This window comes from Spirosoma endbachense, assembly GCF_010233585.1.
Classification (GTDB): Bacteria; Bacteroidota; Bacteroidia; order Cytophagales; family Spirosomataceae; genus Spirosoma; species Spirosoma endbachense.
This window is the reverse complement of the sequence record NZ_CP045997.1, coordinates 717,610-742,205: the sequence shown is the minus strand read 5'-3', so window position 1 is coordinate 742,205 and position 24,596 is coordinate 717,610. Positions and strand designations below refer to the sequence as shown.

Genomic DNA, 24,596 nt, shown 5'->3' with positions numbered 1-24,596 from the left:
CTTAGGGAATCAGTTAGTCAGGGTTAATTACTGGTAAAAATCATCCCTGTGTCTGTTATTGGCTTATTATTGTAGCATAATGAGACAATAATAATCGCTTAAATTGAGATCACCAAATTTTCTGTTATTTGTGGCTAGAATTCTGACAGTATGAACGATCAACTTATTCCGGAAGAAAGCAGATCAGATGGAGCCGGTTTCTTACCGGGTCTGGCCATCGACTGCGTGATTTTCGGCTTTCATGATAACCAACTGAAAATCTTATTGCTGGAGTATCGAAATACGAGCCTGTTTGCCCTACCGGGTGGTTTTATTCGAGAGGGTGAAAATGTAAATGATGCCTCCAGGCGCGTACTCGCCGAACGAACGGGTTTGCATGATATTTACCTGGAGCAGTTCTATACGTTCGGTGACCTAAACCGTCATGACCCTACCCCTTTACGCGCAATCATGGCAGGCAAGGGTCTGGAACCCGTCGACAGCCATTGGTTGCTGGGCCGATTTGTTACGGTGGGGTACTATGCGCTCGTTGATTTTACAAAGGCAGTGCCTGTTCCGGATTTGCTTTCCGATAGTTGTACCTGGTACGATCTGGCTGCCTTACCTACACTGATGCTCGATCACCAGACTATCGTTTTAAAAGCGCTGGACACGCTGCGAGCTGACCTCGACCGGAAGCTGATTGGCTTCAATTTGCTTCCCGAAACTTTCACGATGAACGACCTCCAAAGTCTCTATGAAACTATTCTGGGGCAGTCGTTGCATCGGTCAAGCTTTCAGCGAAAAATGCTTGGTCTGAGTATTCTGGAGCGGCTCGACAAACAATACAGGGGCGGAGCGCATAAAGCGCCTTACCTATACCGTTTCATTTCAGGAAAATAGAGGGGAATCGCGCAGGAACTAAAAAGCGGACACAAAAGAGAAGCGAAATTACTTCGGGAAATACAGCCGGAAGGTCGTTCCCTGCCCTACCTGACTATCCACTTCAATGGAGCCTTTATGGCTGTTGATGATATTCTGTGTGGCCGTCAGACCAAGGCCCATACCGCCCGATTTACCGGTAAAAAATGGATCAAATAGTCGCTTACGGTCGGCTTCGGTAATCCCTCCGCCATTATCCATCACTTCCACATAAACCCGGTTATCTTCAGTACTATAGGTTTTTACAACCAGCATTCCTTTGCCTTCTTCCATCGCTTCAACCGCGTTGACAAGAATGTTAAGCAGTGCCGTTTTCACCTGCTCCCTATCCAGTAACGCCGTACAGTCATCCGTTGCAAAATGCACCTCAAGCCGCATCCGTTTGAGTTTAATACGGTCGCTGATAAGTTGTAGGGTTGCCTTTACAACTGCGTTGAAATCCTGCCGACGACGTTCGAGTTCACGTGGTTTGGAGGAGTTAAGCATTTCGGTGATGAGTTGCCCGATGCGATCTACGTTCCGCCCGATAATATCGGTAAACATCGTTACATACTCATTGTCCATCTCCAGCTCATCTTTGAGCTGTTCCAGAGCGAGGCTTAAATTGGTCAGTGGATTACGGACCTCGTGGGCAATACTACGCGCAATTTTGCCGGTCATGGTCAACTTCTCGGCCAGAATCAGATCCTGTTGTGCCCGTTTCTGATCCGTAATATCGCGGACAATGCCCTGGTACCATTCGGGTAAACCGGCTCTATCTTCAACCGCCCAGACCGAAATCAGGCAAATTCGCTTCCGACCGCTTTTGCTGATCAGTGTCGTTTCAAAGTCCTTGATCTGGCCATGCTCACGGACGTTGAAGCGTAACTCCCGCAGAAAGTTCAGATCGGCAAAAAGCCGGGCGGGGTTCAGTTTACGCAGCTCATCGCGGCTGTAGCCCAGCAGGCGCTCAACGGATGGGTTAGCATCCTGAAAATGAAGTTGTTCATCGGCTACGAAAATCGCATCAATTGAACGCTCGAAAAGTGACCGGTATTTGTTTTCCTTCTCGGCAACCTCGGCCAGAACGCTGGCCTGTCGAAGTGCATAGCGAATACTGCGCCCAAGCAGTTGAGCGTCGATACGCCCCTTCACCAGATAATCGGCGGCACCGAGTTCGAGAGCCGACTGGTCGACCGTCAAATCATCCTGCCCCGTCAGCAGAATCATTGGGGCCCGGCAACCTAATCGAAAAGCTTCCTGAATGAGGTGAATCCCGGTATGATGCCCTAATCGATAATCGACCAGGTAGACATCATGGTCGTTCTGTTTTAGCGCTTCCAGCCCCCGTTCATAACTGTCGACCCAGTCCAGCTTAATATTTCCATTTTCCCGCGCCGACACCAGTGCACGGGTTAACATGTAATCGTCCTCGTCGTCTTCAATCAGGAGAACGCGGATAGTATCATTTTTTACAGAAACGTTGAGAGTAGATTCAGCAGTCATATACTTTTGGGCAATAACCCACAGTTTTCAATTATAATGCAACGTTAAATTTAGCCATTAAGCAAACAGAAAACTGTTTGAGTCTACTAGGGCAATTTAACGGTATCCATCCAGTAGGCTTTAAGTGCCCCTATCATTTCGACCAGCCGATTAAAGTTAAAGGGCTTTGTCACAAACGAGTTAACGCCCAGGTTATACGTTTTAATCACATCTTCGTCGGTTGAGGATGTTGTCATAACGATTACGGGCAAACGACGAAGCTTCGGATCATCTTTAATTTCGCTAAGCGCCTGAAACCCGTTTTTACGAGGCATATTCAGGTCCAGAATCAACAAATTGGGCCAGGGTGCGTTCTGCTCATTATAACGTCCTTGCTGCCTCAGATATTCCATCAGTTGTTCGCCATCTTCAACGAACTCAATTGCCTGATTATAACCATTCTGCCGCATCGCTTGTTCGAGAAACATACGATCATCGGCATCATCGTCGGCAATAAGAATAGTCATCACAATAGACTTTCGGTGCATACAATCAATTAAGTTAAGCAGTTACGGTTATTTACGTTCAATTACATCCTTTTCAACCAGCTTAACAGGCTGATCGCACACTCAAGTCTGTAAGTAGGAAGGTACACACTATTCTACGCAGGTAAATTGGTCAAAAATAAAAAAAATCTGCTAACTATAGAGTTTTAATAGGCAACAAAACAACGAAAGTTGATCCTTCATTGGGCCGACCCTCTGCACGAATAAAACCCTGGTGGTTTTCTACTACTTTCTGAACGATGGACAAGCCAATACCCGTTCCGGTAAATTGAGATCGGGTATGCAATCGCTGAAAAAGCTGAAAGATTCGCTCGGCATATTGCTGGTCAAATCCAATCCCATTATCGAGTACCTGAATCCGGTGAAAGCCCCGATTTGCCAGAGATTCTGGCAATAGATTCGTTCCATCAGGCCGGGTCACCTCGCGTCCTCGTACCAGATCGGCCATGATCTGTACGTGTGGCACCACATCTGTCCGGCTAAATTTTAGCCCGTTACTAATCAGGTTCTGAAAAAGCTGGCGTAACTGACTGGTATCTCCATTAACCGTAGGCAATGCACCTGTCACCAGGTTTGCTTTCTTATCCAGAATGACTAATTCCAGATCATTGATTACTTCAGCAACAAGCTGATTAAGGTCTACCTCGTTAAATGCTTCTCTGGCGTTAGCCACATGGGAGTAGGCCAGCAAGTCTTTAATAAGAATTTGCATCCGGAAGGCCGCCGACTGCATGCGGTTGATCATATCAGCCCCATTGGCTCCCAGTGTATCAGCATATTGATTTCGCAGCATATCGCCAAAAGACACTACCTTTCGCAACGGCTCCTGCAAATCATGGCTGGCCACATAGGCAAATTGTTCCAGATTGTTATTTGTCTTCTGAAGCTCCTGAATTAAGGTACCAGTATGCCGTTCGGCTTTTTTTCGCTCTGTAATATTGATGAATGAGACAACGAGTCCGTCTCCATCGCGAGGGGTTGCTGACACATCAAGCCAGAGTTCGGCTTTGTCAGTTTGCAAATAGGCTTCCACACGTTCAGCCTGTCTGGCCTTCAGTACCTGCTCAAACATGGTCCAGAGGCCCATTTCCACACTTTCGGGGTATAGCTCCAGCAACCCGCGTCCCACAACCTCGGTCTGATTTCGCTGAAAGAAAACTTCGGCGGCTCGATTAGCCGATAATATGCGCAAATCGGTTAAGTGCCCATTTCCCCGAACAGGATCAAGAGAAACAAGGCCATTCAATGACCCATCCAGCAGCTTACTCACAAATTCGGCCTGATCTTCGGCCTGCCTTGAAGCCTTTTTTAATTGGCTGATATCGATAAAGGTAACGACGCAACCATCATCCAGCTTGGCGATAGCAACATCATACCAGGTATTTACGGAGGGAAAATAATGTTCAGTACGTACCGATTCGCCAGTTTCTGTTACTCGCGCATACAGCCCGAACATACCCGTTATGTGTGAGTCGGGATAGATACTCAGCAATGTGTGATCGGCAATGTCTCTACCGATACGTTCCAGAATATCTTTTCGGGCAGTCTGATTATATAGTCGAAATCGAAAATCAATGATCGTACCGCGGCTATCGCGAATGGCTTCATACACAACGGTTCCATTCAGCGACGTATTCAGAATTCCATGCAGAAGTTTGTTCTGCATTTCGGCCTGTTGAGCTGCCCTGTGCTGAACCGTTATATCGCGCAATGTCACCAATACGCCATCGCCCATTTTTCGAGCTCTCAGACTGATTGTTGCATTCAGATTGGGATCATAAAAAACGTGTGTTGCCATTTCGCCCGTTTCAACCACCTGCACATATTGCCGCATGGCTGGCCCCAGAATGGCTTCCTGTTCCCGATTATCGCCCAGCATATACATCCCCAGTTCCCGTTTATAGGGCGATGGAGCAAATGACTCAAATGCTTTATTAAAATAGATGAGCCGAAAGTCCACAATGATGCCTGTTTCATCTCGCACGGCCTGATGAAACACGACCCCATCAGGCAATAAATTAAGCATATCGGAAAACGGAAGATCGGATAAGCTATCGGTAACCATATTCATTCTAGTGAACGGATTCTTCCCCATACTGTGGAAGACTGTCCGCAAAATACGTAAAATGCCTAATTGGTGAATACATACCTACTGGCTCCGTAAAAATGCTGAATCCATTGAAATACAGCTTCAGACGGCTATAAAGTAGGGTACAGTTAAACTCTGGCACGAATTTTTACCTCTAAGTCAGGAAAGCAGGACGTGTTCCTGCCTCACAATCCAACATTCAACACTATGAAAAGCTCAGTGAATGCTTTATTTACGGCTGCTATTTTAACGATTGGTGTCTATGTATCAACAACCACCGATACATTGGCTCAGGGTCGTGTTCGGGCCGGTATTAAAGGCGGTCTGAACGCCAGTTCTCTCTACTATGATAGCCAGGGCGTCACCAACAAGAACGAACGAATTGGCTTTCATTTAGGTGTATTTGCCCAGGCTCCCCTTGGCGAGTTCTTTGCCATCCAGCCAGAGTTACTTTATACAACGAAAGGGGCATCGGCAGATTATAATGTGTTAGGGTTTAACGGTAAAAACACGTTTCGGCTCAATTACGCGGAACTTCCTGTTTTAGCAACCTTCAAATTAGGTCAGTCTGTTGAATTACAGGCGGGGCCCTACGTGTCTTACCTGCTAAACTCAGACGTCAATTCTAACGGTGATTTTGGCACGGGAACCTCTGCCATCAATCGGGATAATTTCAACAAAGTTGATTATGGCCTTGCTGGTGGTCTGAATGTCTATTTTGGTAAAGCCTTTATCGGCGCCCGGTATGAACAGGGACTACAAAATATTGCGAATAGCGGAGCTGCCCGTACGGTATTAGGCAATGCTAAAAACGGTGTAGGACTATTATCAGTAGGTTTTAGTTTTAATTAATTGACGATTTCAGTTGTAAACTGATTGAACCAGCATTGCTGGTTCAATCAGTTTACAACTGAAATTATGAAGCTATAGATGGATATCGTACGCTTTGAGCTTATTGTACAGGGTCTTACGATCAATGTTCAGCACTTCAGCAGCCTTGGTTTTGTTGTATCCGGTTTTCTCCAGAACTTTTAAAATGGCAGCTCGTTCGGCATTTTCTGAAACAGATTTCAAATTAGCAGCCGATTGACTGATCACCGGAACACCAGGCCGGGCCGGATCATAGCTTACCTGGGCTCCACTTACGGCATCGGAGGTCAGATATTGTGGGGAAAGAATTTCCTGTGGTAATACATCCGCTTCGATATAATCACCCTGCGTCAGCAGTACGGCTCGCTTTACAACATTCTGCAACTCACGCAGGTTACCATGCCAGAAATATTCCTTCAGTTTGTCTTTCGCTTCGTCGTTGAAGCCGATAATGTCTTTTTCCAGTTGCTGGTTAGCCAGTTCCAGAAAATGTTCGGCAAAGATCATGACATCGGCCTTACGCTCACGCAGCGGGGCGAGGTGAATTTCAAATTCTGCGATCCGATGGTAAATGTCTTCCCGAAAACGGCCCTGTCTTACGGCTTCACGCAGATCTTCGTTGGTAGCAACGATAATCCGTACATCCACCGCAATATCCTGATTAGAACCAATCCGACGGATTTTACGCTCCTGTAGAACACGTAATAATTTGATCTGATTATCGTAGGAAAGGTTTCCAATTTCGTCTAGAAACAACGTGCCTCCGTTCGCAAATTCGAAGCTACCCGCTTTATCGGCCATTGCACCCGTAAAAGCGCCTTTAACGTGTCCAAACAGCTCGCTGCCAGCCAGGTCTTTGCTCAGTGCACCACAGTCAATAGCGACAAAAGGCTTATCGCCCCGTTTGCTTTTGAGGTGAATAGCATTGGCTACAAATTCCTTTCCTGTTCCGGTTTCGCCAGTTATGATAACTGACATATCGGTTGGAGCAATCAGGTCGATGTGTTTCTGTAGCTGTTCGGCTACCCGGCTTTTACCAAAAATAAATCGCTTGCCGTCGGGTGCAATGACACTCTTAGTGGCAGACCTTGCGGAAGTTGGTTTAGCTGATGCAGTGCCAGAAGCGGCTGGAGAAACGGATGAGTCAGCGGGTTGGTTAAGCGACTGCAACCGTCGTTCGAGAGCACTCTTGATTGTATAAAGGATTTCGTCGGGGTAAAGTGGCTTTGTCACATAATCATAAGCACCATGCTTTACCGTCTGAACGGCAACCCGCACATCGGAGTAGCCGGTAATAATAATAACAGCTGTGGTTGGATGTAATACCTTTATCCGGCGTAACATTTCCAGGCCGTCGATATCAGGTAGTTTGAAGTCACAGATAACCAATTCGAACGGCTCTTTTCGTAACAGTATGAGACCGTCCTCACCCCGTTGGACCGACGCTGTTTTATAACCCTGTTTACTCAGAAAACGCTCGAGAAGCAGGCATATATCATTGTTATCGTCAACGATTAAAATCTTTTCCATGAAGTAGTAGCAGCCGATTCGGGCAACCTATGCCAGCTAAATAACGAATGAAAGGACGAGAAAGGTACTTCCGGCTGCGTAAACAAAGATACTCAAACCTGAATGGTTTGCAAAGCCTGCTCAACCGAACGGCGGGTGAAGGGTTTGCCCACAAAATAGTCAGCACCCTGCTCAGTAGCGCGTCTACGTTCGGCCTGCCCATCGAAGGCACTTATCATGATTACTTTAGCCTCCGCCTGGTCTTGCTTAATAAACGGCAGCAAGTCAAATCCTAATCCATCTGGCAAGTTTAAATCCAGGAAAATAGCATCGAACTGTTGTGTATTCAAACACTGACGCCCTTCTTCAATGAAGTGCGCGCACGTTGGAATATATCCTAGCTTTCTTAACAAGCCTGATAATAATAAACAAATATCTGCTTCGTCGTCAATAATTAGAACCCGCTTGTTATTCGAAACTGGATTCATTATGGTCGGCCTGAACTTCGGTCTGGTGCTAACTCCCATCATCGCTTTACTACGCTTAATCCAATGGACTAAATTTATTAATACTCTATATAATTCTATGCCGAAGAAAATTTCAGTTTCTCAGAACACGTAGATATACTTAGTAAAGTGCAGAGAATGGGCGAATTATGGCATTTAAAGGCGCATTAAAAATTACAGAAACGTTTGATTTATGGCTAAACTCTATTGGTATTATGGGCTTTTTTTCCCCGTTATTTCTACAACTGTAGAATTAAGTCCACAGTTATAGCGACCTTTTTATAGGCTATTTTTGATTAGTTACCATTATGATAGAGATAGTAAAGGCTCATTTACAACACTGTAAGCTATGTTTTGTTACATTTTCGCCAATCTGAGTTCTTTTGGCATAACTTTTTCTACTAAGAATGACGAATGCGAGACAATCAATTCTGATTTACTCAATTGACGTTATGGGAAATTTGCTCTATACGATAGCTGTTATATTAGTTATCCTCTGGCTCCTGGGCTTTTTAGGGTTTAATAGCTTTGGGTTAGGCAGTTTGATACACGTATTACTGGTTATCGCTGTTATTGCAATTATCCTGCGCCTGATTCAGGGAAGAGGGGTTTAAGGCGTACTAGTTTCAACTTACCTTTTTCAGCCAGACCATTCTGGTTAAAGACATACACAACATACCTAACAAGGTGGTACATTTAGGTTTAGGTGGTTTCATTTTAGGTTAAGTACAAGTTACGGTGGGTACGGAATCCCTACGCCAAGTTGAGCGTAGGGATTTTTTGTTTTGTCACTATTTTTTGCCCCTACAATCAGGCAAATGCCCAAAATTAATGGTAGATTGTACTGACAATGGGGTGAGGAACTATTGGGGCCCTTTGTGGAAAATACTCCTCAGTATATCTGTATTGGCTTATTCAGCGCATTCAATAACTTGTTTTCTGTCAGACACTTATTACATTTGCGACGTTCTGGTACAAAATTTTCTATAGGAACGGCGTAATGAATCACACACTAAATCAAGCAATCATGAAATCGTTACCCGGAATTTTAGTGGGATTAGCAGTAGGAGCCATTGTTGGTGTTTTGTTAGCTCCCGAAAGTGGCAAGAAAACCCGCAAACGGATCTCGTCTGAGTCGGATTCGTTCTTTAAAGATTTGCAAGACCAGTTGCAATCGGGTCTGGACAATATCCGTAGCCAATATAACGACTATGTCGACAGCGCTGTCACAAAAACCCAGGACGCTGTTAGCCAGGTCAAGAAAAAAGCAAAATACTAATTGATCACCAATCACCTAAAACGAACAGAAAAATGAGAAGCTCACGCGATTTTTTAACAGGAATAATCACCGGTATCGTTATTGGCATTCTGACAGCTCCCCGGAGTGGGAAGGAAACACGGGACAAATTAACTGAAGAAGCCAGCAAAAGAACCGATGATCTGAAAGATCAATTACAAAAAGGTGTTTCGCAGGTAAAAGATGGTTTCGAGCAAGCTAAGTCGCAGGTGAATCAGTACGCCGATAAAGCGAAAGAGCAATACAATCAATATAAAGATCAGGCTACGGAAGCTTTTAATAAAGAAAAAGAGAATCTAAAATCTAAATACAACACTAAAGTTGATGATTTAGCCGACAATGCTCAATCTGGCGTTGAAGATTCGCAGGATGCGCTTAAAGTCAACTAGTGCAAAATTTTGATTTACTTAACGTCTTGAAAAATGCAGCGACCTACTCTGAATAAGGGTAGGTCGCTGTTGTTTTACAGCCTAAGTAATTGACAAAAAAGTAGTTAAAGATTCATTAAAATAAAAATACCACTAACAGTCTGCATATCTGCAAATTATCCTTTTTTATCAATATAGTAATACTTAAAGAATTTACAGTTTTGAGAACGTACAATTACTTAAAGCATACGTTTAACAACCTTTTAATTTTGGTTTAAGCAGCCTTTAATTGCGTCTGATGACCTTTGCTGTTGAAATAATGTCTACCACATTGTTCAACATGATTTTGCATCTGACATCGGTTTTGTTTTCCCCCATACGTACCGCACTGACGGTATGGGCTGCGCTGAGTTTATCAACCGGGTTCGCTATTGCTCAAACGCCGGTTATAAACACAAATACACCCACAACTCCCGCTTCCGATACGCTTCGGCTGACGCTTGCTCAGGCAGACGAACAGTTTAAAGCTCATAACCTGACTGTACTGGCTACCCAACTTGGCATTAGCGAGAATCAGGCTTATGAAATTCAATCGCAACTGCGCATCAATCCGGCCATTTACGTCGAAACGATGCCCTATAACCAGCAGACCAAAGAAGTACTCCCGTTTCGGCAGAGCAATGCTCAACAGGTTGTACAAGTGCAGCAATTGATCCGGCTGGCTGGCAAGCGGAACAAACAGCTGGCAATTGCCAGAACAAGCACTGAGTTGGCAACTGACCGTTTCTACGATCTTCTGCGAACACTGACCTATCAGCTCCATACCACCTTTTATGACCTCTATTATGCCCGGCAGACGCTAACTGTTTATAACCAGGAAATTACGACTCTTCAGCAAACCGTTGCCCTCTATCAGCAACAGTTTGATAAAGGCAATGTGCCTCTCAAAGATCTGACTCGCCTGAAAGCATACCTGTTTAGCCTGACTACCGAACGGCAGCAATTACTCCGCCGGTTAATTGATGATCAGGCCGATCTGGTTGTCCTGCTCAATACAAGTCCATCCACAGCCATACAACCTGTAGTTGCCCCCGAAGCCATCAATCGGTTTACGGTAAACAGCCTGACTATTAATAATTTGTTTCAGCTGGCAGAACAGCATCGATTTGATTTAAAAGGCTACCGCGATCAGGCAAAACAGGAACAGCAGAACCTGACTCTGCAAAAAGCGATGGCGGTCCCAGACCTGACTCTTCAGGGGACCTACGACCGTAATGGCAGCTATATTTCCAACTATTTTGGCGTCGGTGTGGGTATCAGCTTACCTGTACTCAATAAGAATCAGGGAAATATTCAGGCCGCTAAAATTCGTATTCAAAGCAGCCAGCAATTACTGAGCGCGTACAATTTGCAGGTCGACAGCGATGTGGAGCGGGCCTACACCAAAGCACTCCAGACCGAGCAACTATACCAAACCTTCGACCAGCGGTTCAACGATGATTTCGGGCGGTTAATCGATGGTGTTACGACTAATTATAAAAAGCAAAATATCGATGTGGTTGAGTTTCTGGATTTTTTTGACTCCTATAAAAGTAGCCAGCTTCAGTTTGCCCAACTCCAGAATGACCGGATGCATAGCCTCGAAGAAGTAAGCTTTGCCGTTGGTACCAACCCCTTTCAAAATTAAGTCATGAAAAAGTATTCATTCATATTGCCCTGCTCCCGCCCGCTTCAAATTCGCGACCACCTGGGGTTAAGTACCGATAAACCAATGGCGGCTGCCTTCGGATTTCTGGTCCGTTCATCGACTGATACCAGATTTCGGCAACGGGCAATAGCTGCTATTGCTGGCCTGCTCCTGATGGGTAGCCTGAGTAGTTGCGGCTCATCGGCCCAATCGGACGATGCATCGTCGACAGAGCGCCATGAAACGAATTTGCTGTCTACGGCCCGACTCGATACAGCCAGGTTAGAAAATGCTGTCAATGAGTTGAATCTGACCGGAAAAATCACGTTTAATCAGGATCAGGTTGTCAAGGTATTCCCGCTTGTTGGTGGGCATATTGAGACGATCAAAGCCGATTTAGGCGATTTTGTTAAAAAAGGACAGACCTTAGCCGTGATCCGGTCGGGCGATCTTGCCGACCTGGAGCAACAGGGTATATCGGCCCGTGGACAGCTGTCTGTTGCTCAGAAGAATCTTCAGGTTACCGAAGACATGGCGCAGGCTGGTTTGAGTTCGCAACGTGAACTGGTAGCCAGCAAAGAACAACTGTTAGCGGCAAAAGGTGAAGTCAATCGTGTTTCGGAACGGCGTCGGATTCTGGGCGGTAATGGATCTGTTTATGTAGTGAAAGCGCCAATGAGTGGGTTTATCGTTGAAAAGACAGCCTCTCCCGGCATGGAACTGCGTTCGGATGACCCCGAAAATCTGTTCACCATTTCGAATCTTGATCGTGTATGGGTGATGGCTAACGTATATGAGTCCGATCTGGCTAATGTTCATGAAGGCGACCCCACAACTATTACGACCCTCTCCTACCCTGACAAAGTCTTTCATGGTCGAATCGATAAGATTTTTAATGTACTCGACCCCGATAGCAAGACACTGAAGGTACGGGTAACCCTCGACAACGCCGACTATCGGCTAAAACCGGAAATGTTCGCCAACGTGAGCGTAACCTATCCCGGCCGCGACAAACGCGTAACAGTGCCGGCTGGGGCTGTTGTCTTCGACAAAAATCGTAACTTTGTGGTTGCTGTCAATAAAGAAAACCAGCCCATTGTACGCGAAGTAAACATCTACAAAACAGTCGGGCAAAAAACGTTCCTGGCGAGCGGTCTGACTCCCGGCGACCGGGTTGTTACCACAAACCAGCTATTGATCTACAATGCGTTAGGCAATTAAATCAACTATCGGCAATCGGGTCCGGCAGCGCTGGCTACCCAAAGCAGAAGATCTGTTCAGGTAGCCAGCGCTGCCGGGCTCGATTATTAACAACAAGCTATAAATTCTTCACCCAACTGGTACTATAGTTGAATTTTTGACCTCAGCCATCACGAAAAAGCTACTTATATGCAGCGTTCCGGGAATAACAGACAATTGTTCCTGATAAAACCGGTTATACGTTTCCATATCGCGGCTAACGATTTTGAGCAGATAATCAAACGTTCCCGAAACCCGGTTACACTCCAGTACTTCTGGTAACTCACGTACGGCTGCGTCAAAGTCGGCAAAGGCATCGCGTGTTTGTCGGTCCAGCGTTACCTGACAGTAAACCATCAATATATTACCCAGTTTTTTTTTATCCAGAATTGTCACATAGCGGTCGATAACGCCTTCGCGTTCGAGTCGTTTGATACGCTCATGAACGGGCGTCTTGGATAGATTGATACGCTGTCCGATCTCCTGAATCGTCAGTCGGGCATTCTCCTGGAGAAGACCCAGGATTTTATGATCAATTGAGTCTAGATTTACCATAACGGAATTTTTACGCCAGGTAAGCGTATTATAGCCTACTGATAGAATAATTTCCTTTTAATGTTTCGAATATTATCCAAATTTCCCAAATAGTACGCAACTATTAGAAAAGAAAACCTGTTAGCCTACCTTTGTTTCCTCAATCGACAACAACTTTTAAAGTCCCAGATATCATGGTTATTGGTGTTCCGAAGGAAATCAAAAACAATGAAAACCGCGTTGCTCTGACACCTGCTGGTGTTGCTGAGCTTCGGAAGTATGGCCATACTGTCTATGTACAGGTCAACGCTGGCGAAGGCAGTGGTTTTGAGGACACAGAATACATTGCGGCTGGTGCGACAATGCTCCCTTCAATCGAAGAGGTATATGGCATTGCCGAAATGATTATGAAGGTTAAAGAGCCAATTGCGGCTGAATATGACCTTATTAAAGAAGATCAATTACTGTTTACCTATTTCCACTTTGCTTCGTCGGAAGAGTTAACACAGGCTATGCTGGCTAAAGGCGCAGTTTGCCTGGCTTACGAAACGGTGGAGCGACCAGATCGTAGCTTACCACTACTCGTACCCATGTCGGAAGTAGCCGGTCGGATGGCGGTTCAGGAAGGAGCCAAGTATCTTGAAAAACCGCTCAAAGGTCGTGGCATTCTTCTGGGTGGCGTTCCGGGCGTAAAACCAGCCAACGTACTTATTTTGGGTGGTGGAATTGTCGGAACACAGGCCGCGAAAATGGCTGCCGGTTTAGGGGCGCATGTTACCATCATGGATGTTAGTCTGGCACGTCTACGCTATTTGTCGGACATTATGCCGCCCAACGTTCAGACAATGATGTCGAACGATTACAACATTCGTGAAATGATCAAGGTCTGCGATCTGATCATTGGTGCTGTCTTGATTCCGGGTGCTAAAGCTCCTCACCTCATTACCCGCGATATGTTGAAACTGATGCGATCGGGTACGGTGCTTGTAGACGTTGCGGTTGATCAGGGAGGTTGCATTGAAACCTGCCGCCCAACCACGCACGAAGATCCAACCTTCATTATCGATGGCGTTGTGCATTACTGTGTAGCAAATATGCCGGGAGCAGTGCCTTACACCAGTACCCTTGCGTTAACGAATGCTACTCTGCCTTATGCACTCCAGTTGGCTAACAAAGGCTGGCAACAAGCCTGCCGCGACAACATGGACCTTCAGTTAGGGTTGAATGTAGTTGATGGCAAAATTGTTTACAAAGGTGTTGCTGATGCGTTCAATCTACCACTGACTCCTGTAAGCCAGGTATTGGCGGAAGAAGAACTGGCAAACTAAAAGACTTCAGACACAGCAAAAAAGACACTTACTTATTCTTCGTCTTTCAAAGCTGTTATAAGATATTACCAATTCATCGACAAACGCAGGCCGCTCTTCTCTTGAGCGGCCTTTTTTTACGTGTCTAAAAAATCTGTGAATTAGTCTATAAAGCAATCAATGTGGTGTCGGTTTCTCAAAACCGACACAGCGAGGACGGTTCGCCGATGCGACGGTTCGGTTCGCCGTGGCGACTCTCAAAACCTCGTCGTTCAGGGGCCGGATGTGGTTTGGCAACCCGCAGAGGTCAGGTTGAAGCACCTGACCTCACGCCAAAGAGGCAACCATGTATGCCAATCAGAATACAGACTGCTGTTATTTTCCTTCTCTCGTTAACCAAGCAATTGCTTTACCAGAACGGCCCACTCCTCATCGAGCGTGCCGTCGAAAAACGACGCACCTGCCCGGCGATACCAATAGTTGGCATTGAATCGATCGCCTTCTTTTCGGTGCAGATAAGCATGAATACGGTCATATGGCTTTTCGCCTTCACGAGTCTGAGCAATGTTATGCGCTTGCTCCCAGTTGCCATTTGCGTCGTACCACAGCGCCTGTAGTAATGGGGGCAGTTCGTTGGGAGGCTGTGCCTGACCGAGTCCAGCCTTAAATTGATCGAATGTCATGTGGTGTTAGGATCTACCGTTCAAATTGAGCTAATACCAGGAGTCGCGCAGAATACCGTTTAGTTGTTCATACGGCACGGTTACCTCGATTGGACCAACTGCATAAGCGGCTATTTCGTAAGGATTGTAGTAGAAAATCAGCCCATCACGACCAACCCCAATATTGGCTGGCAGAAAAAAACGGCCATCCCGCAAAAAGTACCCGCGTTCTTCCAGGTTATACTGTGGCAGCAGGTCCTGTTGTTTTCTAAACGCCTTTTCGACAACGCTAAGCAAGGCAGTTGTATCTTCCACCAAATCGGTCAAAGCCAGTGTTTTGCCCGTTTCGCGATCAAAGGTGTAAAATGCCAGATTGGAATTAGGATGGGCCCCTCCCGTATACGCATAGGTTTCGATCTTAACCGTAATCGCGTTTGAGCTCGTATAAACAGTATCGGCCGTAGTTTTCAGTTCCCAGCAGCCGCCTAGTTTATCCATATCTTTCATCATGGATTCGTAGTCGGTTGCAAACAGTGTTGCTGCTTTGTTCAGGTCAACCCGAGCTTCTGGATTATTAGCAACTGTTGTACTATCGAGCCAGTCTACAATACTACCAACGCTTATCTGGCGCATGCTGTCATTGATGGTACGGGCCGCCTGCGAATCATCATTGAGTAGAAAATAAGAAACCGACACATCAACCCCCTTATTGACAGACGTATCGCACGTACTGGCTCCGGCAAGTTTGTACTGTTGGCGTTCCAGTACAGGAGGCCCTGACTGGTGATTACAGGACGTAAACAATACTGTTGAGCCCAAAAAAAGATACGCGACTAAAAGATACTTCATGCACAGGAGTCTGCAATTGTTGAGTAATTGGCAACTAAGTAAATTCGCAAATCAGGTAATAGTGGCATTACCCTATTTATTAAACTAATAATCTAATAACCGATTGTTTACTAACCAATTACTGGGTTGCATTAATTACAAACTTAACAAATCTTTAAATCGTATCGCCTGACGACGGCTTATTTCGATTTTATCTCCTCCCCGTAAAGTGACAAGCAACCCGCCACTAAACCAGGGTTCAATTTTTTCAATCCACTGCAAATTGATAATATGCTTACGGTTGGCTCGAAAAAAAGTGGCCGGATTAAGCCGATCTTCCAACGCATTCAATGACTTTAACACTAACGGTTTCTGGTCATCGAAATACAGGCGAACATAGTTACCCATCGACTCGAACAACCGCACTTTGCCGAGTTTAACAAACCAGCATTTCTCGCCATCTTTCACGAAAACCTGATCGTTCTCACCCAGGACTTTAGACGTTGGCCCAATCGACGGTCCCTGTGTTTCCCCCGCGTGCTGTTGTTCCTCTTCTACACGGTGAATCGCTTCCGAAAGCCGGGCTAACTCAACAGGCTTGAGCAGATAATCGAGCGCATTGAATTCAAAGGCCTTGATAGCATATTCATCGAAGGCCGTTGTGAAAATAACTTCCGGCGTTTTGCCCTCAATGGACTGTAACAATTCGAAACCGTTTTTGCCCGGCATCTGAATATCCAGAAACAGTAGCTCAGGCTCGAGGTCTTCGATCATTGGCAGGGCCTCATCTGCATTGGCAGCTTCGCCCACAATCTGAATTTTCGGAAAGTTTTCCAGTAGCCGGCGGAGTTCGTTGCGGGCTAACCGTTCGTCGTCGATAATAAGGGTCTTCATAAGGGAATTATGGGTGATAGGTGGTGAATGATAATGAGTGTCATCTATCGACACAGCTCTTCATCGCCCCGGCGAGCCGGTTATAATTCACCATTCTTTACTTTTTCACGTCGAAATATACCCTCCGACTGGGTAGGAATACTAATTTCAGCACAGACTATATTGTCATCTTCCTGAAAAATCTGGAAGGTAGCCTCAGGGCCATAAAGCAATTCGAGCCGTTGAGCCGTATTGGCCAGCCCGAATCCTCCTGATGCCTCTTTATCGCCCAGCACACCCGTATTACGGATGGTAATGTGCAGTTTGTCGGCTACTATGGTTGACTGAACCTCAACAAAGCCACCACCTACTGCTGTCGAAACTCCGTGTTTAATGGCGTTTTCGACCAGTGTCTGGAGCATCATTGGCGGCACTTGCCAGAACAGCGTCCGGTTATCCAGCTCAATGCGGGAAGTCAGGCGGTCTTCGTAGCGGACTTTTTCGAGGGCCAGATAATCTTCAACGGTCTTGATTTCTTCGCGCAGCTCGACCGTTTTGCGCCGGTCGGCCAGCAGGGAGTTCCGGAGCAGATTGGAGAGTTGGGTGATACCCTGCTGCGCTTTGGTCGGGTTTTCATAAACCAGCGCCCGAATGCTGTTCAATGCGTTGAAAACAAAGTGCGGATTCAACTGCGACCGTAATACTTTCGCTTCTGTTTCCCGGATACTGGTTTTAAGCAAAATCCGTTCAATTTCAGCGTTTCGGTTTTCTTCAACGTAATGATAGGCTGTGTAGCTAAGCACCCAAGTGAGCATATTCTTACCCCAGGTTAACAAATAGCCAATCGTTGGCCAGGGTTCTTCAATAAAATATTGTGGGAATAAACGCCTATCGATCGGGATGTTGACCAGTGTCATAATCATGGCCAACACCAGCACCGACAGGAGCACACGCGGAACAAGCCGGAAGAAAGGAAGCCGCACCCAATTCCATCGCCGGATCATCAATCGATAGAGGTGCGTCAGCGTAATTCCCAGAAAAATATTAGCGATGGCCAGGTAAAGTGCATCAGGATCAAACCCCGATTCAAGCACATACGCCAGATACTCCACCAGTATGAGGAGTGACCAGCCAAAGAGCTGGCAAAACCAATATATTTTTTGTTTTGAAGTACTCATTCCATTTACCGCCCTTAGCTGGACAATAAGCGAATGTACAAGATTTTAACTCAAATTTTGGGATAACTACATCAAAGGAAGTGGAAAAGGAGGAATGGGAAAAAGGAAGGATGAAAACTGCTTAATTGCTTTGCCAGATTTCGCCTTGAGCACCCTACCTTGATCCTGATTTAAGCCAATGCCAATGTTAGCAAGTGCGATGTATCGTTTGCCACTTCGATGGTAAATGTTTTTTCGTCGTAATCGTAGCGAAGTTTGTACAGACATAGGTTGCTGTGCTCAAACTGGTCCATTATCGACAACGGCTGGTTCGTAAGCCAGCAGAGTAAAATCCGCATAGCCCGCCCGTGCATGGCCACCAGAACCGTTTCTTCGTCAGGATGTGATAAAATAACATCGATAGCAACTTTCTGACGAATGACAACTTCTTCCGGACTCTCTCCGCCATCGGTTGGTAAAGCCGTATTGCCCGAAGCCCAGGCTTCAATCAGATTTCGGTAGTATTCATTGTCTATATTACCCGGAACTTTACCTTCCATGATGCCCCAACTGATCTCATTGAGACCTGTTAGTTTTTCGTAGGGCATACCGAGTTCGATAAACGATTCAACCGTTTGATAGGTCCGTTTGAGGCCAGAAATATAGATTTTCTGGAAGGGAACATGCTGATAGGCCTGAAAAAATGCCATAGCCTGGGCGCGGCCCATCTCATTGAGATCTGAGTCAACGCCACTTCCCTGCACCACGCCCCGCCGATTATAATCGGTTTCGCCGTGGCGAATTAAATATATGGTTTTTTGTTGCAAGCTCTTAGCTTTGTCTTCCGTTGTATTCGGGTGCAAAATTATACAAAATTCGCTGCATTATGAAAGCAGGCTTTGACCTGAGTAACCTGGAGTTTGCCCACGCCGACTCGATTGTTAAACATTTGGGCATTGAGTTTACGGAAGCGGGAGAAGGGTATCTGACCGCCCGAATGCCGGTCGATGGTCGGACTCACCAGCCTTTCGGGATTTTACACGGAGGAGCCTCGGTTGTTCTGGCCGAATCATTGGGCAGTACAGCCTCCTATATGCTGCTCGATGATCCAACGAAGCAACGGGCTGTTGGGCTTGAAATCAATGCCAATCACCTCCGCTCCGTACGCGAGGGATGGGTATATGGCCGTTGCACACCCATTCATACGGGACGTACCACGCACGTATGGGACATCCGAATTACTGATGAACAGGGCAGACTTGTTTGCGTGAGTCGGCTAACGATTGCGATTATAAATGGGTGATTGTTGGGATAGCAACATTAATTGGTTTTATCAACCAAACGATCACTGACCATTCGTTAATTTCCTCAGCTGATAAAACAGCTTTTCGAATAAGCGGCCATCTGCTGTACTAACCCCGGCAGAAGCAGCCATACCACTTTTATAGGCCATTCGTTTCAATTTTACGTCCACTTATAGCTACTATCTTTTGTAAAATCTTGGAGTACACGATTCTGTTTATCGTATTCTTGTTTACAGAGTATGAAAAATAAATAGCCGTAGGATCTGCTTGTATGGTTTTCCAAATTGTTATACTCGAATCAGGTATACTTAATGAATCGTTGTGCACAACGACTGCTTGACTAAAGAACGTTGGCGCAAAAAAGCTGTCAATTCGTTTCTTGATTTCCAGCTCATCCTTGTCAGGAATAATCAGTCCCTCATGGTTTAACAATTCACGAGTTGGGAAAGAAGTTTTGTAGATAAGCTTCCCCTTATAATTAGTGATTTTCAAAAAGACTTCTCCTGTAATTATTGACTCGCCGTTAACGTCTACGCTCAATGTATCTCGCCAGGTTTGATTTGAGAAAAACCTGGCAACACGGTTCGTATATAGAGGCTTAATTTGATTGGCATTCGTAATTTCGGGTGAATTACTTTCATTCGTTTGTGTACAAAAAGTAAAGTTCGTACTTATCATACATAGTACGAATAGCTGTAGTAATCGTCTCTGTAGTAAAACCCTCGTCATAATTAGCCTATAGATTGGTATCTGTGATTCTCGGTAAATTACCTTCATTAGTTCTTATTTAACAACAGATTGAAATGCACCTGCTTCATTTCCCATTCATACACTTGTGAAAGTAAGTTGTTTTACTGCTGAGGCAACCCAGTCTACTTTTCACTGGCTCATATTTATTGATTCAGTTTAACCCGAGCCACGGTTTACCATGATGCTCTAAAATAATCCCCTTCACAAAAATTACCAAAGCGCCCTCAAATTTTAAAGGAGCGGCAGATTATAGACAAGTTTGTTTTCTAATGAGACTTGTTCTCCGGTCTTGCGTTGAACAATAAGTGTAAATTTCATTTCATAACGATCTCCTAACTGAACGACTGTGTAGAGACTGTTTAGTGGTTCCGGAAGCCCAGCCGCCAAGTTGCAAAAGCAATACGTTTGTCCTTACGGATTAACGTGATCTTTGCGTGGTTGATGAAAAGATTTGAATAATACGCCTTGTTGATCCTGCTGGATGTTGAATCGAAAGCGACCGAAAAGTCTCTGAGTTTAATATGTCTTCTCACTCCCAACCAGTCAGTTATCAGTTTATGATCTACAATGACCTGAATATTGTTTAATTCGTTAAGTGTCAATATTTCTCTATCAGCATTATCCTGAGCAAAACTATTTCTGACCAAGAAGCAAAAACTAATGATTCGAAAGAAAATAAAATATCGTTTCATAGGTATATCACGCCGATTTTCTTCGACGAATTAAAGGGGTATTTTAAGGTCTTTTTTGAGTAAGTCGGTTAACGATTTCAATTAGTAGGCTATAAGGATTAATTGGTTTTATCAACCAAACGATCACTGACCATTCGTTAATTTCCTCAGCTGATAAAACAGCTTTTCGATTAGTCGACTATCTTCTGTAACAACCTCGGCAGAAGCAGCCATACCACTTTTATAGGCTAACTTCTGGCCATAACTCGTTCTTAAGCCGTTATTGAGGGTGACCTTGGCCAGAAATACGCTGTCTTTTAGAGAAACGTCTGCCATAGTTGCAATACGACCATGAACAATTCCGTATTCCTGATAGGGATAGCCGGCAAATTTTATCTGTACTTTCTGCCCAATCTGCACCTTGCCGGCATTCTGTTGTGGAATACGTAATTCGCCGAAGCAGGTGGCACTAGGGGGTGCTACATAAAATAGCTCCTGGTTGATCGAAACGGATTGGTTCTCCTGCAAAATACCCACAAAAATAACGCGCCCGGTTACGGGAGCAGTAAGAATATATTTCAACTTCCAGGCATCCGTTGCACTTTGCAAAGTGTTGAGTGTCTGCAAGAATTTATCCCGTTCTTCGGCTACCTGTTTCGCTAATTCCAGAATCTCTTTCTGCTTTGCCCGTTGCGCTGTAATGTTATTAATCAATGCCGACATTGTTTGCTGGTAAGGCAGTTTGCGAGCGATGGCTTTACTTTCCTCCCTTTTCAACTCAAGTGGAGCAATCACCTTGTCGATGGCTAACCGTTGTTGAATTGCATAGTCTTCCTGAGCGAGCGCCATATCTCTTGCCTGTATCTGACGCTGTTCCTGTAAGTTTTGGGCCAATGCACGTAAATCGGAGATTTCCTGCAACAAAAGCCTTTTTTTGTGACTATAAAATCCATTAGCCAGGTAAGCTCGTAGCTGAATATGCGCCTGCTCAAAGGTTTGGTAAGCATTTTGTAATTCACCCAATTGGCTGTAATGGGATAAATCCAATCGATCCAATCCGTCAAGATTACCCTGACTAGCTATCGACCAGGCTTTGGTCAGTTCGTGCGACAACCGAAGTACTTGATCGTGATGAGCGGTGCTTTCCAGATAAGCGAGTATTGTTCCGGCCCTTACGGTCTTCCCTTCGTGCGCAAACAACCTAATCAGTTTACCGTCGGTACGGGTTAGAATAGCTTTGGGCGCGTTGGCAGAAGTGAGCTTGAACGAAGCCCGCACCAGATCAGGGTAATGAACCATCCAGGCACCAACAAATACCAAGGTAACGGCCAGACAGACAACCGTAATGCCCCAACGAAGCAACCATTTCGGTGGTCGGGCCAACAGTTCGTGTACCTCCTCAGAGCGTAGTTCGGTAAAGTAATCTGAACCGGGATTCATTTGATTGAATTGATTAGCTTGATTTTTGTTTCTCAGTAGTATCGGGTTTGAAAACGCGACACTACTGAAAACACTACACACCCAGTTCCAGTTGATTCTTCACTAATTGCCAATAGCTTCCCTGTTTAGCAACAAGCATGGCATGAGTACCTATTTCCGTAATTTTCCCCTTATCCAACACAACAATCTGATCGGCATGACGAACCGTACTGAGTCGATGCGCAACGACTACTACTGTTCGTGGCCGTCCCGTATGATCACGAAAAAACGCATCCAGATTCTGCACAATCACGGCTTCGTTATTAGCATCTAAAGAATTAGTCGCTTCGTCGAAAAAGAGATAAGCAGGGTCTTTGTAAACCGCTCGTGCAATCAAAATCCGCTGTCGTTGCCCCTGGCTGATGCCACTACCCTCTGCGCCAATTTTTGTGTGCAGACCCGATGGCAATGAATCAACAAAATCACGCAGATTGGCAACCTGTATGGCATGCTCTAATTTTCGTGCATCAATTCGGTCTACTCCCACAGCAATATTCCTGGCAATGGTATCGGAAAAGATAAATCCGTCCTGCATAACCGCCCCGCATTGACTTCGCCAGAACGTATGACTTATATTTTTAAGTGGAATGCCACCCAGCGAGATGGCATTACCTAATCGAATTTCGCCTTTGTTCGGTTCGTAGAACCGCAGCAAAAGTTTCAGTAATGTGGTTTTACCGCTACCGCTCATACCAACGATGGCTGTTGTTTTCCCCTCAGGAATCAGTAAATCAATGCCTTGCAAAACAGGTTCGTTGCCAGCACCCGTATACTGGAATGATACATTTTTCAGATGCAACCCAACTGACTCAGGTATGGACGTCAGGAAAACGTGCTCAGCCGGTTCTTCATCGGCAAGCGTATGAATTTCGTTAAGCCGTTCAAGGCTGATTTTGGCATCCTGCAAACTTTGGACGAATCCGATCAGTTGCTCAATTGGGCTGTTTAGCTGACCAATTAGTTGCTGCATGGCCAGCATACCTCCCAGCGACAACTGGCCGTTGATGACGGCTTGAGCGGCCAGAAATGTGATGAAAATATTCTTGCCTTCGTTAATGGTAAACGCCCCGGCCTGCTGGTACTGACTCAAGGCCAACCCACGCATTTGCAAGCGAAACAGCCGGGCCTGTAATTGCTCCCACGCCCAGCGCATCGGTCGTTCAGCACCGGCCAGCTTGATTTCCTGCATACCCTGAATCAGTTGCACCAGTCTACTCTGGTTCTTGGCGGATACATCAAACCGCTTAAAATCCAGTTTCCGGCGCTGGTGCAGAAACAACACCACCCAGCCAACATAGAGGAGACTCGACACCACGAAAATGCTAAAAATGCTGAGGTTATACATGGCCAGCACTGCGCCGAAAATGACGAGGTTGACCATCGAAAACAGCACCGAAATCGTTTGACTGGTCAGGAAGCTTTCGATCCGATGATGGTCGCCGATCCGCTGCATGAGATCGCCAAACTGTTTGCTGTCGAAAAACGACACGGGTAAGCGCATCAATTTGATCAGAAAATCAGACAGAATGCTCAGGTTGACGCGGGTGCTGATGTGTAGTAGAATCCAGCTTCGGATAAACTCGACCGACAGCCGCCCAGCCATCAGCATGAGTTGCGCCCCCAATACCAAATATATGAAGGGAATATTCTGCGTATTGACGCCCACATCCACAACCGACTGAGTCAGAAACGGGAATAACAATTGCAACCCACTGCCGACAGCCAGCCCCAGCGCAAGTTGTACCAACAGCCCTTTGTACTGCCATAAGTAGCCAAAGACCCGCTCAAAATTGTAAGCGTTTGTCCGCTCGTCATCCTGTTCAAAAAAACCTGGAGTTGGTTCGAGCAGCAATACAACACCTTCACGCTCCTTACCCGTTTGCGACGATAACCAATGGTCACAAAACTCCTCTGCCGGATAAGCGACTAACCCTTTGGCCGGGTCAGCTATATAAACTGTGCCTTTGGTTACGAAGGGAAAGGAGTGCGGGGCAGAATTTTGCCTAAACTGTTCCCGCTCAGCCCATCCATTAGGTGTAATAATAACGTCGCCCTTATCGATCCTGAAATCGTGCATGAACGGTTTAGGCAATACGTCAGTATCAATTCCTTTGATGGCCTTGCGACCACCTTTAATACGGTTCATCCAGCCTACACTAGCTCTCTTAATGTCATAGACTACGACAAAATGATTCTGATCCCAATGTATAATACAGGGCAATGGTGCCTCCGTGGCTAATTTCTCGAACGAAACCTTGACGCCCATCGTCCTAAATCCAATGGCTTCAGCCGCTTCCGAAATACCCAGTAACGATACTCCTTCTTTGCTAATCTGAGATTTCTCACGCAGTCTCTGCACTGTATAGGAACGACCATAGTACTTTGCCACCATGCGTAGGCAGGTGGGACCACAATCCATTTGGTCGAGTTGGTGATAATAGGAAAAGGTGGGCATGAATACTACAACTTCAATAATTCACGAAATTTTTCTCTAATCTTTGGATCATTTGGTCGA

General features: G+C 45.7%; 23 protein-coding genes. 9 read left to right on the top strand and 14 right to left on the bottom strand.

The window, feature by feature from the left end; translation table 11 throughout:
- Positions 1-150 precede the first annotated feature (150 nt).
- Positions 151-882: an NUDIX hydrolase gene (locus GJR95_RS03030; protein ID WP_162384481.1), complete on the top strand. Its 732-nt coding sequence runs from the start codon at positions 151-153 to the stop codon at positions 880-882.
- A 48-nt stretch (positions 883-930) separates the two neighbouring features.
- Here the strand turns inward: GJR95_RS03030 and GJR95_RS03025 are convergent, their stop codons facing one another.
- The 3 genes from GJR95_RS03025 to GJR95_RS03015 all read right to left on the bottom strand — a co-directional run bounded on the left by GJR95_RS03025 (position 931) and on the right by GJR95_RS03015 (position 5,022).
- Complete coding sequence (locus tag GJR95_RS03025; RefSeq protein WP_162384480.1) at positions 931-2,406, bottom strand: hybrid sensor histidine kinase/response regulator; 1,476 nt, start codon at positions 2,404-2,406, stop codon at positions 931-933.
- 86 nt (positions 2,407-2,492) lie between these two features.
- On the bottom strand, positions 2,493-2,933 hold the full coding sequence (locus GJR95_RS03020) for a response regulator (RefSeq protein WP_232074009.1): 441 nt from the start codon (positions 2,931-2,933) through the stop codon (positions 2,493-2,495).
- Positions 2,934-3,087: 154 nt separating this feature from the next.
- Positions 3,088-5,022: an ATP-binding protein gene (locus GJR95_RS03015; protein WP_162384479.1), complete on the bottom strand. Its 1,935-nt coding sequence runs from the start codon at positions 5,020-5,022 to the stop codon at positions 3,088-3,090.
- Between the two features lie 225 nt (positions 5,023-5,247).
- On the opposite strand from GJR95_RS03015, the gene GJR95_RS03010 reads away from it, so the two are divergent.
- Positions 5,248-5,892, top strand: coding sequence for a porin family protein (locus GJR95_RS03010; protein WP_162384478.1), 645 nt, complete (start codon positions 5,248-5,250; stop codon positions 5,890-5,892).
- Between the two features lie 72 nt (positions 5,893-5,964).
- Here GJR95_RS03010 and GJR95_RS03005 read toward each other — a convergent pair whose 3' ends face one another.
- Together GJR95_RS03005 and GJR95_RS03000 are read right to left on the bottom strand one after the other, a co-directional pair.
- Positions 5,965-7,440, bottom strand: a complete 1,476-nt coding sequence (locus GJR95_RS03005; RefSeq protein ID WP_162384477.1) for a sigma-54-dependent transcriptional regulator — start codon at positions 7,438-7,440, stop codon at positions 5,965-5,967.
- A gap of 92 nt (positions 7,441-7,532) precedes the next feature.
- On the bottom strand, positions 7,533-7,907 hold the full coding sequence (locus GJR95_RS03000) for a response regulator (protein WP_162384476.1): 375 nt from the start codon (positions 7,905-7,907) through the stop codon (positions 7,533-7,535).
- Between the two features lie 470 nt (positions 7,908-8,377).
- On the opposite strand from GJR95_RS03000, the gene GJR95_RS02995 reads away from it, so the two are divergent.
- The 5 genes from GJR95_RS02995 (at position 8,378) to GJR95_RS02975 (ending at position 12,498) form a co-directional block, all read left to right on the top strand.
- Positions 8,378-8,539: a lmo0937 family membrane protein gene (locus tag GJR95_RS02995; protein WP_162384475.1), complete on the top strand. Its 162-nt coding sequence runs from the start codon at positions 8,378-8,380 to the stop codon at positions 8,537-8,539.
- 413 nt (positions 8,540-8,952) lie between these two features.
- Positions 8,953-9,204 (top strand): YtxH domain-containing protein, encoded by a 252-nt coding sequence (locus tag GJR95_RS02990; RefSeq protein WP_162384474.1) that lies wholly within the window; start codon positions 8,953-8,955, stop codon positions 9,202-9,204.
- A gap of 32 nt (positions 9,205-9,236) precedes the next feature.
- The gene (locus GJR95_RS02985) at positions 9,237-9,611 is read left to right on the top strand and encodes a YtxH domain-containing protein (RefSeq protein ID WP_162384473.1); all 375 of its coding nucleotides are present in this window, start codon (positions 9,237-9,239) and stop codon (positions 9,609-9,611) included.
- Between the two features lie 298 nt (positions 9,612-9,909).
- The gene (locus tag GJR95_RS02980; protein ID WP_162384472.1) at positions 9,910-11,277 is read left to right on the top strand and encodes a TolC family protein; all 1,368 of its coding nucleotides are present in this window, start codon (positions 9,910-9,912) and stop codon (positions 11,275-11,277) included.
- Between the two features lie 3 nt (positions 11,278-11,280).
- Positions 11,281-12,498: an efflux RND transporter periplasmic adaptor subunit gene (locus GJR95_RS02975; protein WP_162384471.1), complete on the top strand. Its 1,218-nt coding sequence runs from the start codon at positions 11,281-11,283 to the stop codon at positions 12,496-12,498.
- Positions 12,499-12,606: 108 nt separating this feature from the next.
- Here GJR95_RS02975 and GJR95_RS02970 read toward each other — a convergent pair whose 3' ends face one another.
- On the bottom strand, positions 12,607-13,071 hold the full coding sequence (locus tag GJR95_RS02970; RefSeq protein WP_162384470.1) for an Lrp/AsnC family transcriptional regulator: 465 nt from the start codon (positions 13,069-13,071) through the stop codon (positions 12,607-12,609).
- Between the two features lie 173 nt (positions 13,072-13,244).
- Here GJR95_RS02970 and ald point away from each other — a divergent pair, with 173 nt between their 5' ends.
- A complete protein-coding gene (gene ald / locus GJR95_RS02965; protein WP_162384469.1) occupies positions 13,245-14,378 on the top strand; it encodes an alanine dehydrogenase in 1,134 nt (377 codons plus the stop codon).
- Between the two features lie 371 nt (positions 14,379-14,749).
- Here ald and GJR95_RS02960 read toward each other — a convergent pair whose 3' ends face one another.
- The 5 genes from GJR95_RS02960 to GJR95_RS02940 all read right to left on the bottom strand — a co-directional run bounded on the left by GJR95_RS02960 (position 14,750) and on the right by GJR95_RS02940 (position 18,704).
- Positions 14,750-15,040 (bottom strand): hypothetical protein, encoded by a 291-nt coding sequence (locus tag GJR95_RS02960; protein WP_162384468.1) that lies wholly within the window; start codon positions 15,038-15,040, stop codon positions 14,750-14,752.
- A 30-nt stretch (positions 15,041-15,070) separates the two neighbouring features.
- The gene (locus tag GJR95_RS02955) at positions 15,071-15,868 is read right to left on the bottom strand and encodes a DUF3298 and DUF4163 domain-containing protein (RefSeq protein ID WP_162384467.1); all 798 of its coding nucleotides are present in this window, start codon (positions 15,866-15,868) and stop codon (positions 15,071-15,073) included.
- A 135-nt stretch (positions 15,869-16,003) separates the two neighbouring features.
- A complete protein-coding gene (locus GJR95_RS02950) occupies positions 16,004-16,741 on the bottom strand; it encodes a LytR/AlgR family response regulator transcription factor (protein WP_162384466.1) in 738 nt (245 codons plus the stop codon).
- 80 nt (positions 16,742-16,821) lie between these two features.
- Positions 16,822-17,898, bottom strand: a complete 1,077-nt coding sequence (locus GJR95_RS02945; protein WP_162384465.1) for a sensor histidine kinase — start codon at positions 17,896-17,898, stop codon at positions 16,822-16,824.
- 170 nt (positions 17,899-18,068) lie between these two features.
- A complete protein-coding gene (locus GJR95_RS02940; protein WP_162384464.1) occupies positions 18,069-18,704 on the bottom strand; it encodes a histidine phosphatase family protein in 636 nt (211 codons plus the stop codon).
- A 59-nt stretch (positions 18,705-18,763) separates the two neighbouring features.
- Here GJR95_RS02940 and GJR95_RS02935 point away from each other — a divergent pair, with 59 nt between their 5' ends.
- The gene (locus tag GJR95_RS02935) at positions 18,764-19,180 is read left to right on the top strand and encodes a hotdog fold thioesterase (protein WP_162384463.1); all 417 of its coding nucleotides are present in this window, start codon (positions 18,764-18,766) and stop codon (positions 19,178-19,180) included.
- A gap of 139 nt (positions 19,181-19,319) precedes the next feature.
- On the opposite strand, the gene GJR95_RS02930 is transcribed toward GJR95_RS02935, so the two are convergent.
- From GJR95_RS02930 to GJR95_RS02920, 3 genes are all read right to left on the bottom strand, one after another.
- Positions 19,320-19,859: a hypothetical protein gene (locus tag GJR95_RS02930; RefSeq protein WP_162384462.1), complete on the bottom strand. Its 540-nt coding sequence runs from the start codon at positions 19,857-19,859 to the stop codon at positions 19,320-19,322.
- A gap of 887 nt (positions 19,860-20,746) precedes the next feature.
- A complete protein-coding gene (locus GJR95_RS02925) occupies positions 20,747-22,042 on the bottom strand; it encodes an HlyD family efflux transporter periplasmic adaptor subunit (protein WP_162384461.1) in 1,296 nt (431 codons plus the stop codon).
- A gap of 73 nt (positions 22,043-22,115) precedes the next feature.
- On the bottom strand, positions 22,116-24,536 hold the full coding sequence (locus tag GJR95_RS02920) for a peptidase domain-containing ABC transporter (RefSeq protein WP_162384460.1): 2,421 nt from the start codon (positions 24,534-24,536) through the stop codon (positions 22,116-22,118).
- Positions 24,537-24,596 lie beyond the last annotated feature (60 nt).

Excerpts from the sequence above, each read along its gene's own strand:
- GJR95_RS02990 (WP_162384474.1), top strand. The coding sequence starts at position 8,953 with ATGAAATCGTTACCCGGAATTTTAGTGGGATTAGCAGTAGGAGCCATT.
- GJR95_RS02925 (WP_162384461.1), bottom strand. The coding sequence starts at position 22,042 with ATGAATCCCGGTTCAGATTACTTTACCGAACTACGCTCTGAGGAGGTA.
- GJR95_RS02945 (WP_162384465.1), bottom strand. The coding sequence starts at position 17,898 with ATGAGTACTTCAAAACAAAAAATATATTGGTTTTGCCAGCTCTTTGGC.
- ald (WP_162384469.1), top strand. The coding sequence starts at position 13,245 with ATGGTTATTGGTGTTCCGAAGGAAATCAAAAACAATGAAAACCGCGTT.
- GJR95_RS03005 (WP_162384477.1), bottom strand. The coding sequence starts at position 7,440 with ATGGAAAAGATTTTAATCGTTGACGATAACAATGATATATGCCTGCTT.
- GJR95_RS03015 (WP_162384479.1), bottom strand. The coding sequence starts at position 5,022 with ATGAATATGGTTACCGATAGCTTATCCGATCTTCCGTTTTCCGATATG.
- GJR95_RS02960 (WP_162384468.1), bottom strand. The coding sequence starts at position 15,040 with ATGACATTCGATCAATTTAAGGCTGGACTCGGTCAGGCACAGCCTCCC.
- GJR95_RS02995 (WP_162384475.1), top strand. The coding sequence starts at position 8,378 with ATGGGAAATTTGCTCTATACGATAGCTGTTATATTAGTTATCCTCTGG.
- GJR95_RS02930 (WP_162384462.1), bottom strand. The coding sequence starts at position 19,859 with ATGATAAGTACGAACTTTACTTTTTGTACACAAACGAATGAAAGTAAT.
- GJR95_RS02985 (WP_162384473.1), top strand. The coding sequence starts at position 9,237 with ATGAGAAGCTCACGCGATTTTTTAACAGGAATAATCACCGGTATCGTT.
- GJR95_RS02920 (WP_162384460.1), bottom strand. The coding sequence starts at position 24,536 with ATGCCCACCTTTTCCTATTATCACCAACTCGACCAAATGGATTGTGGT.
- GJR95_RS02970 (WP_162384470.1), bottom strand. The coding sequence starts at position 13,071 with ATGGTAAATCTAGACTCAATTGATCATAAAATCCTGGGTCTTCTCCAG.
- GJR95_RS02950 (WP_162384466.1), bottom strand. The coding sequence starts at position 16,741 with ATGAAGACCCTTATTATCGACGACGAACGGTTAGCCCGCAACGAACTC.
- GJR95_RS03030 (WP_162384481.1), top strand. The coding sequence starts at position 151 with ATGAACGATCAACTTATTCCGGAAGAAAGCAGATCAGATGGAGCCGGT.
- GJR95_RS02935 (WP_162384463.1), top strand. The coding sequence starts at position 18,764 with ATGAAAGCAGGCTTTGACCTGAGTAACCTGGAGTTTGCCCACGCCGAC.
- GJR95_RS03020 (WP_232074009.1), bottom strand. The coding sequence starts at position 2,933 with ATGCACCGAAAGTCTATTGTGATGACTATTCTTATTGCCGACGATGAT.
- GJR95_RS03025 (WP_162384480.1), bottom strand. The coding sequence starts at position 2,406 with ATGACTGCTGAATCTACTCTCAACGTTTCTGTAAAAAATGATACTATC.
- GJR95_RS03000 (WP_162384476.1), bottom strand. The coding sequence starts at position 7,907 with ATGAATCCAGTTTCGAATAACAAGCGGGTTCTAATTATTGACGACGAA.
- GJR95_RS02980 (WP_162384472.1), top strand. The coding sequence starts at position 9,910 with ATGTCTACCACATTGTTCAACATGATTTTGCATCTGACATCGGTTTTG.
- GJR95_RS03010 (WP_162384478.1), top strand. The coding sequence starts at position 5,248 with ATGAAAAGCTCAGTGAATGCTTTATTTACGGCTGCTATTTTAACGATT.
- GJR95_RS02955 (WP_162384467.1), bottom strand. The coding sequence starts at position 15,868 with ATGAAGTATCTTTTAGTCGCGTATCTTTTTTTGGGCTCAACAGTATTG.
- GJR95_RS02975 (WP_162384471.1), top strand. The coding sequence starts at position 11,281 with ATGAAAAAGTATTCATTCATATTGCCCTGCTCCCGCCCGCTTCAAATT.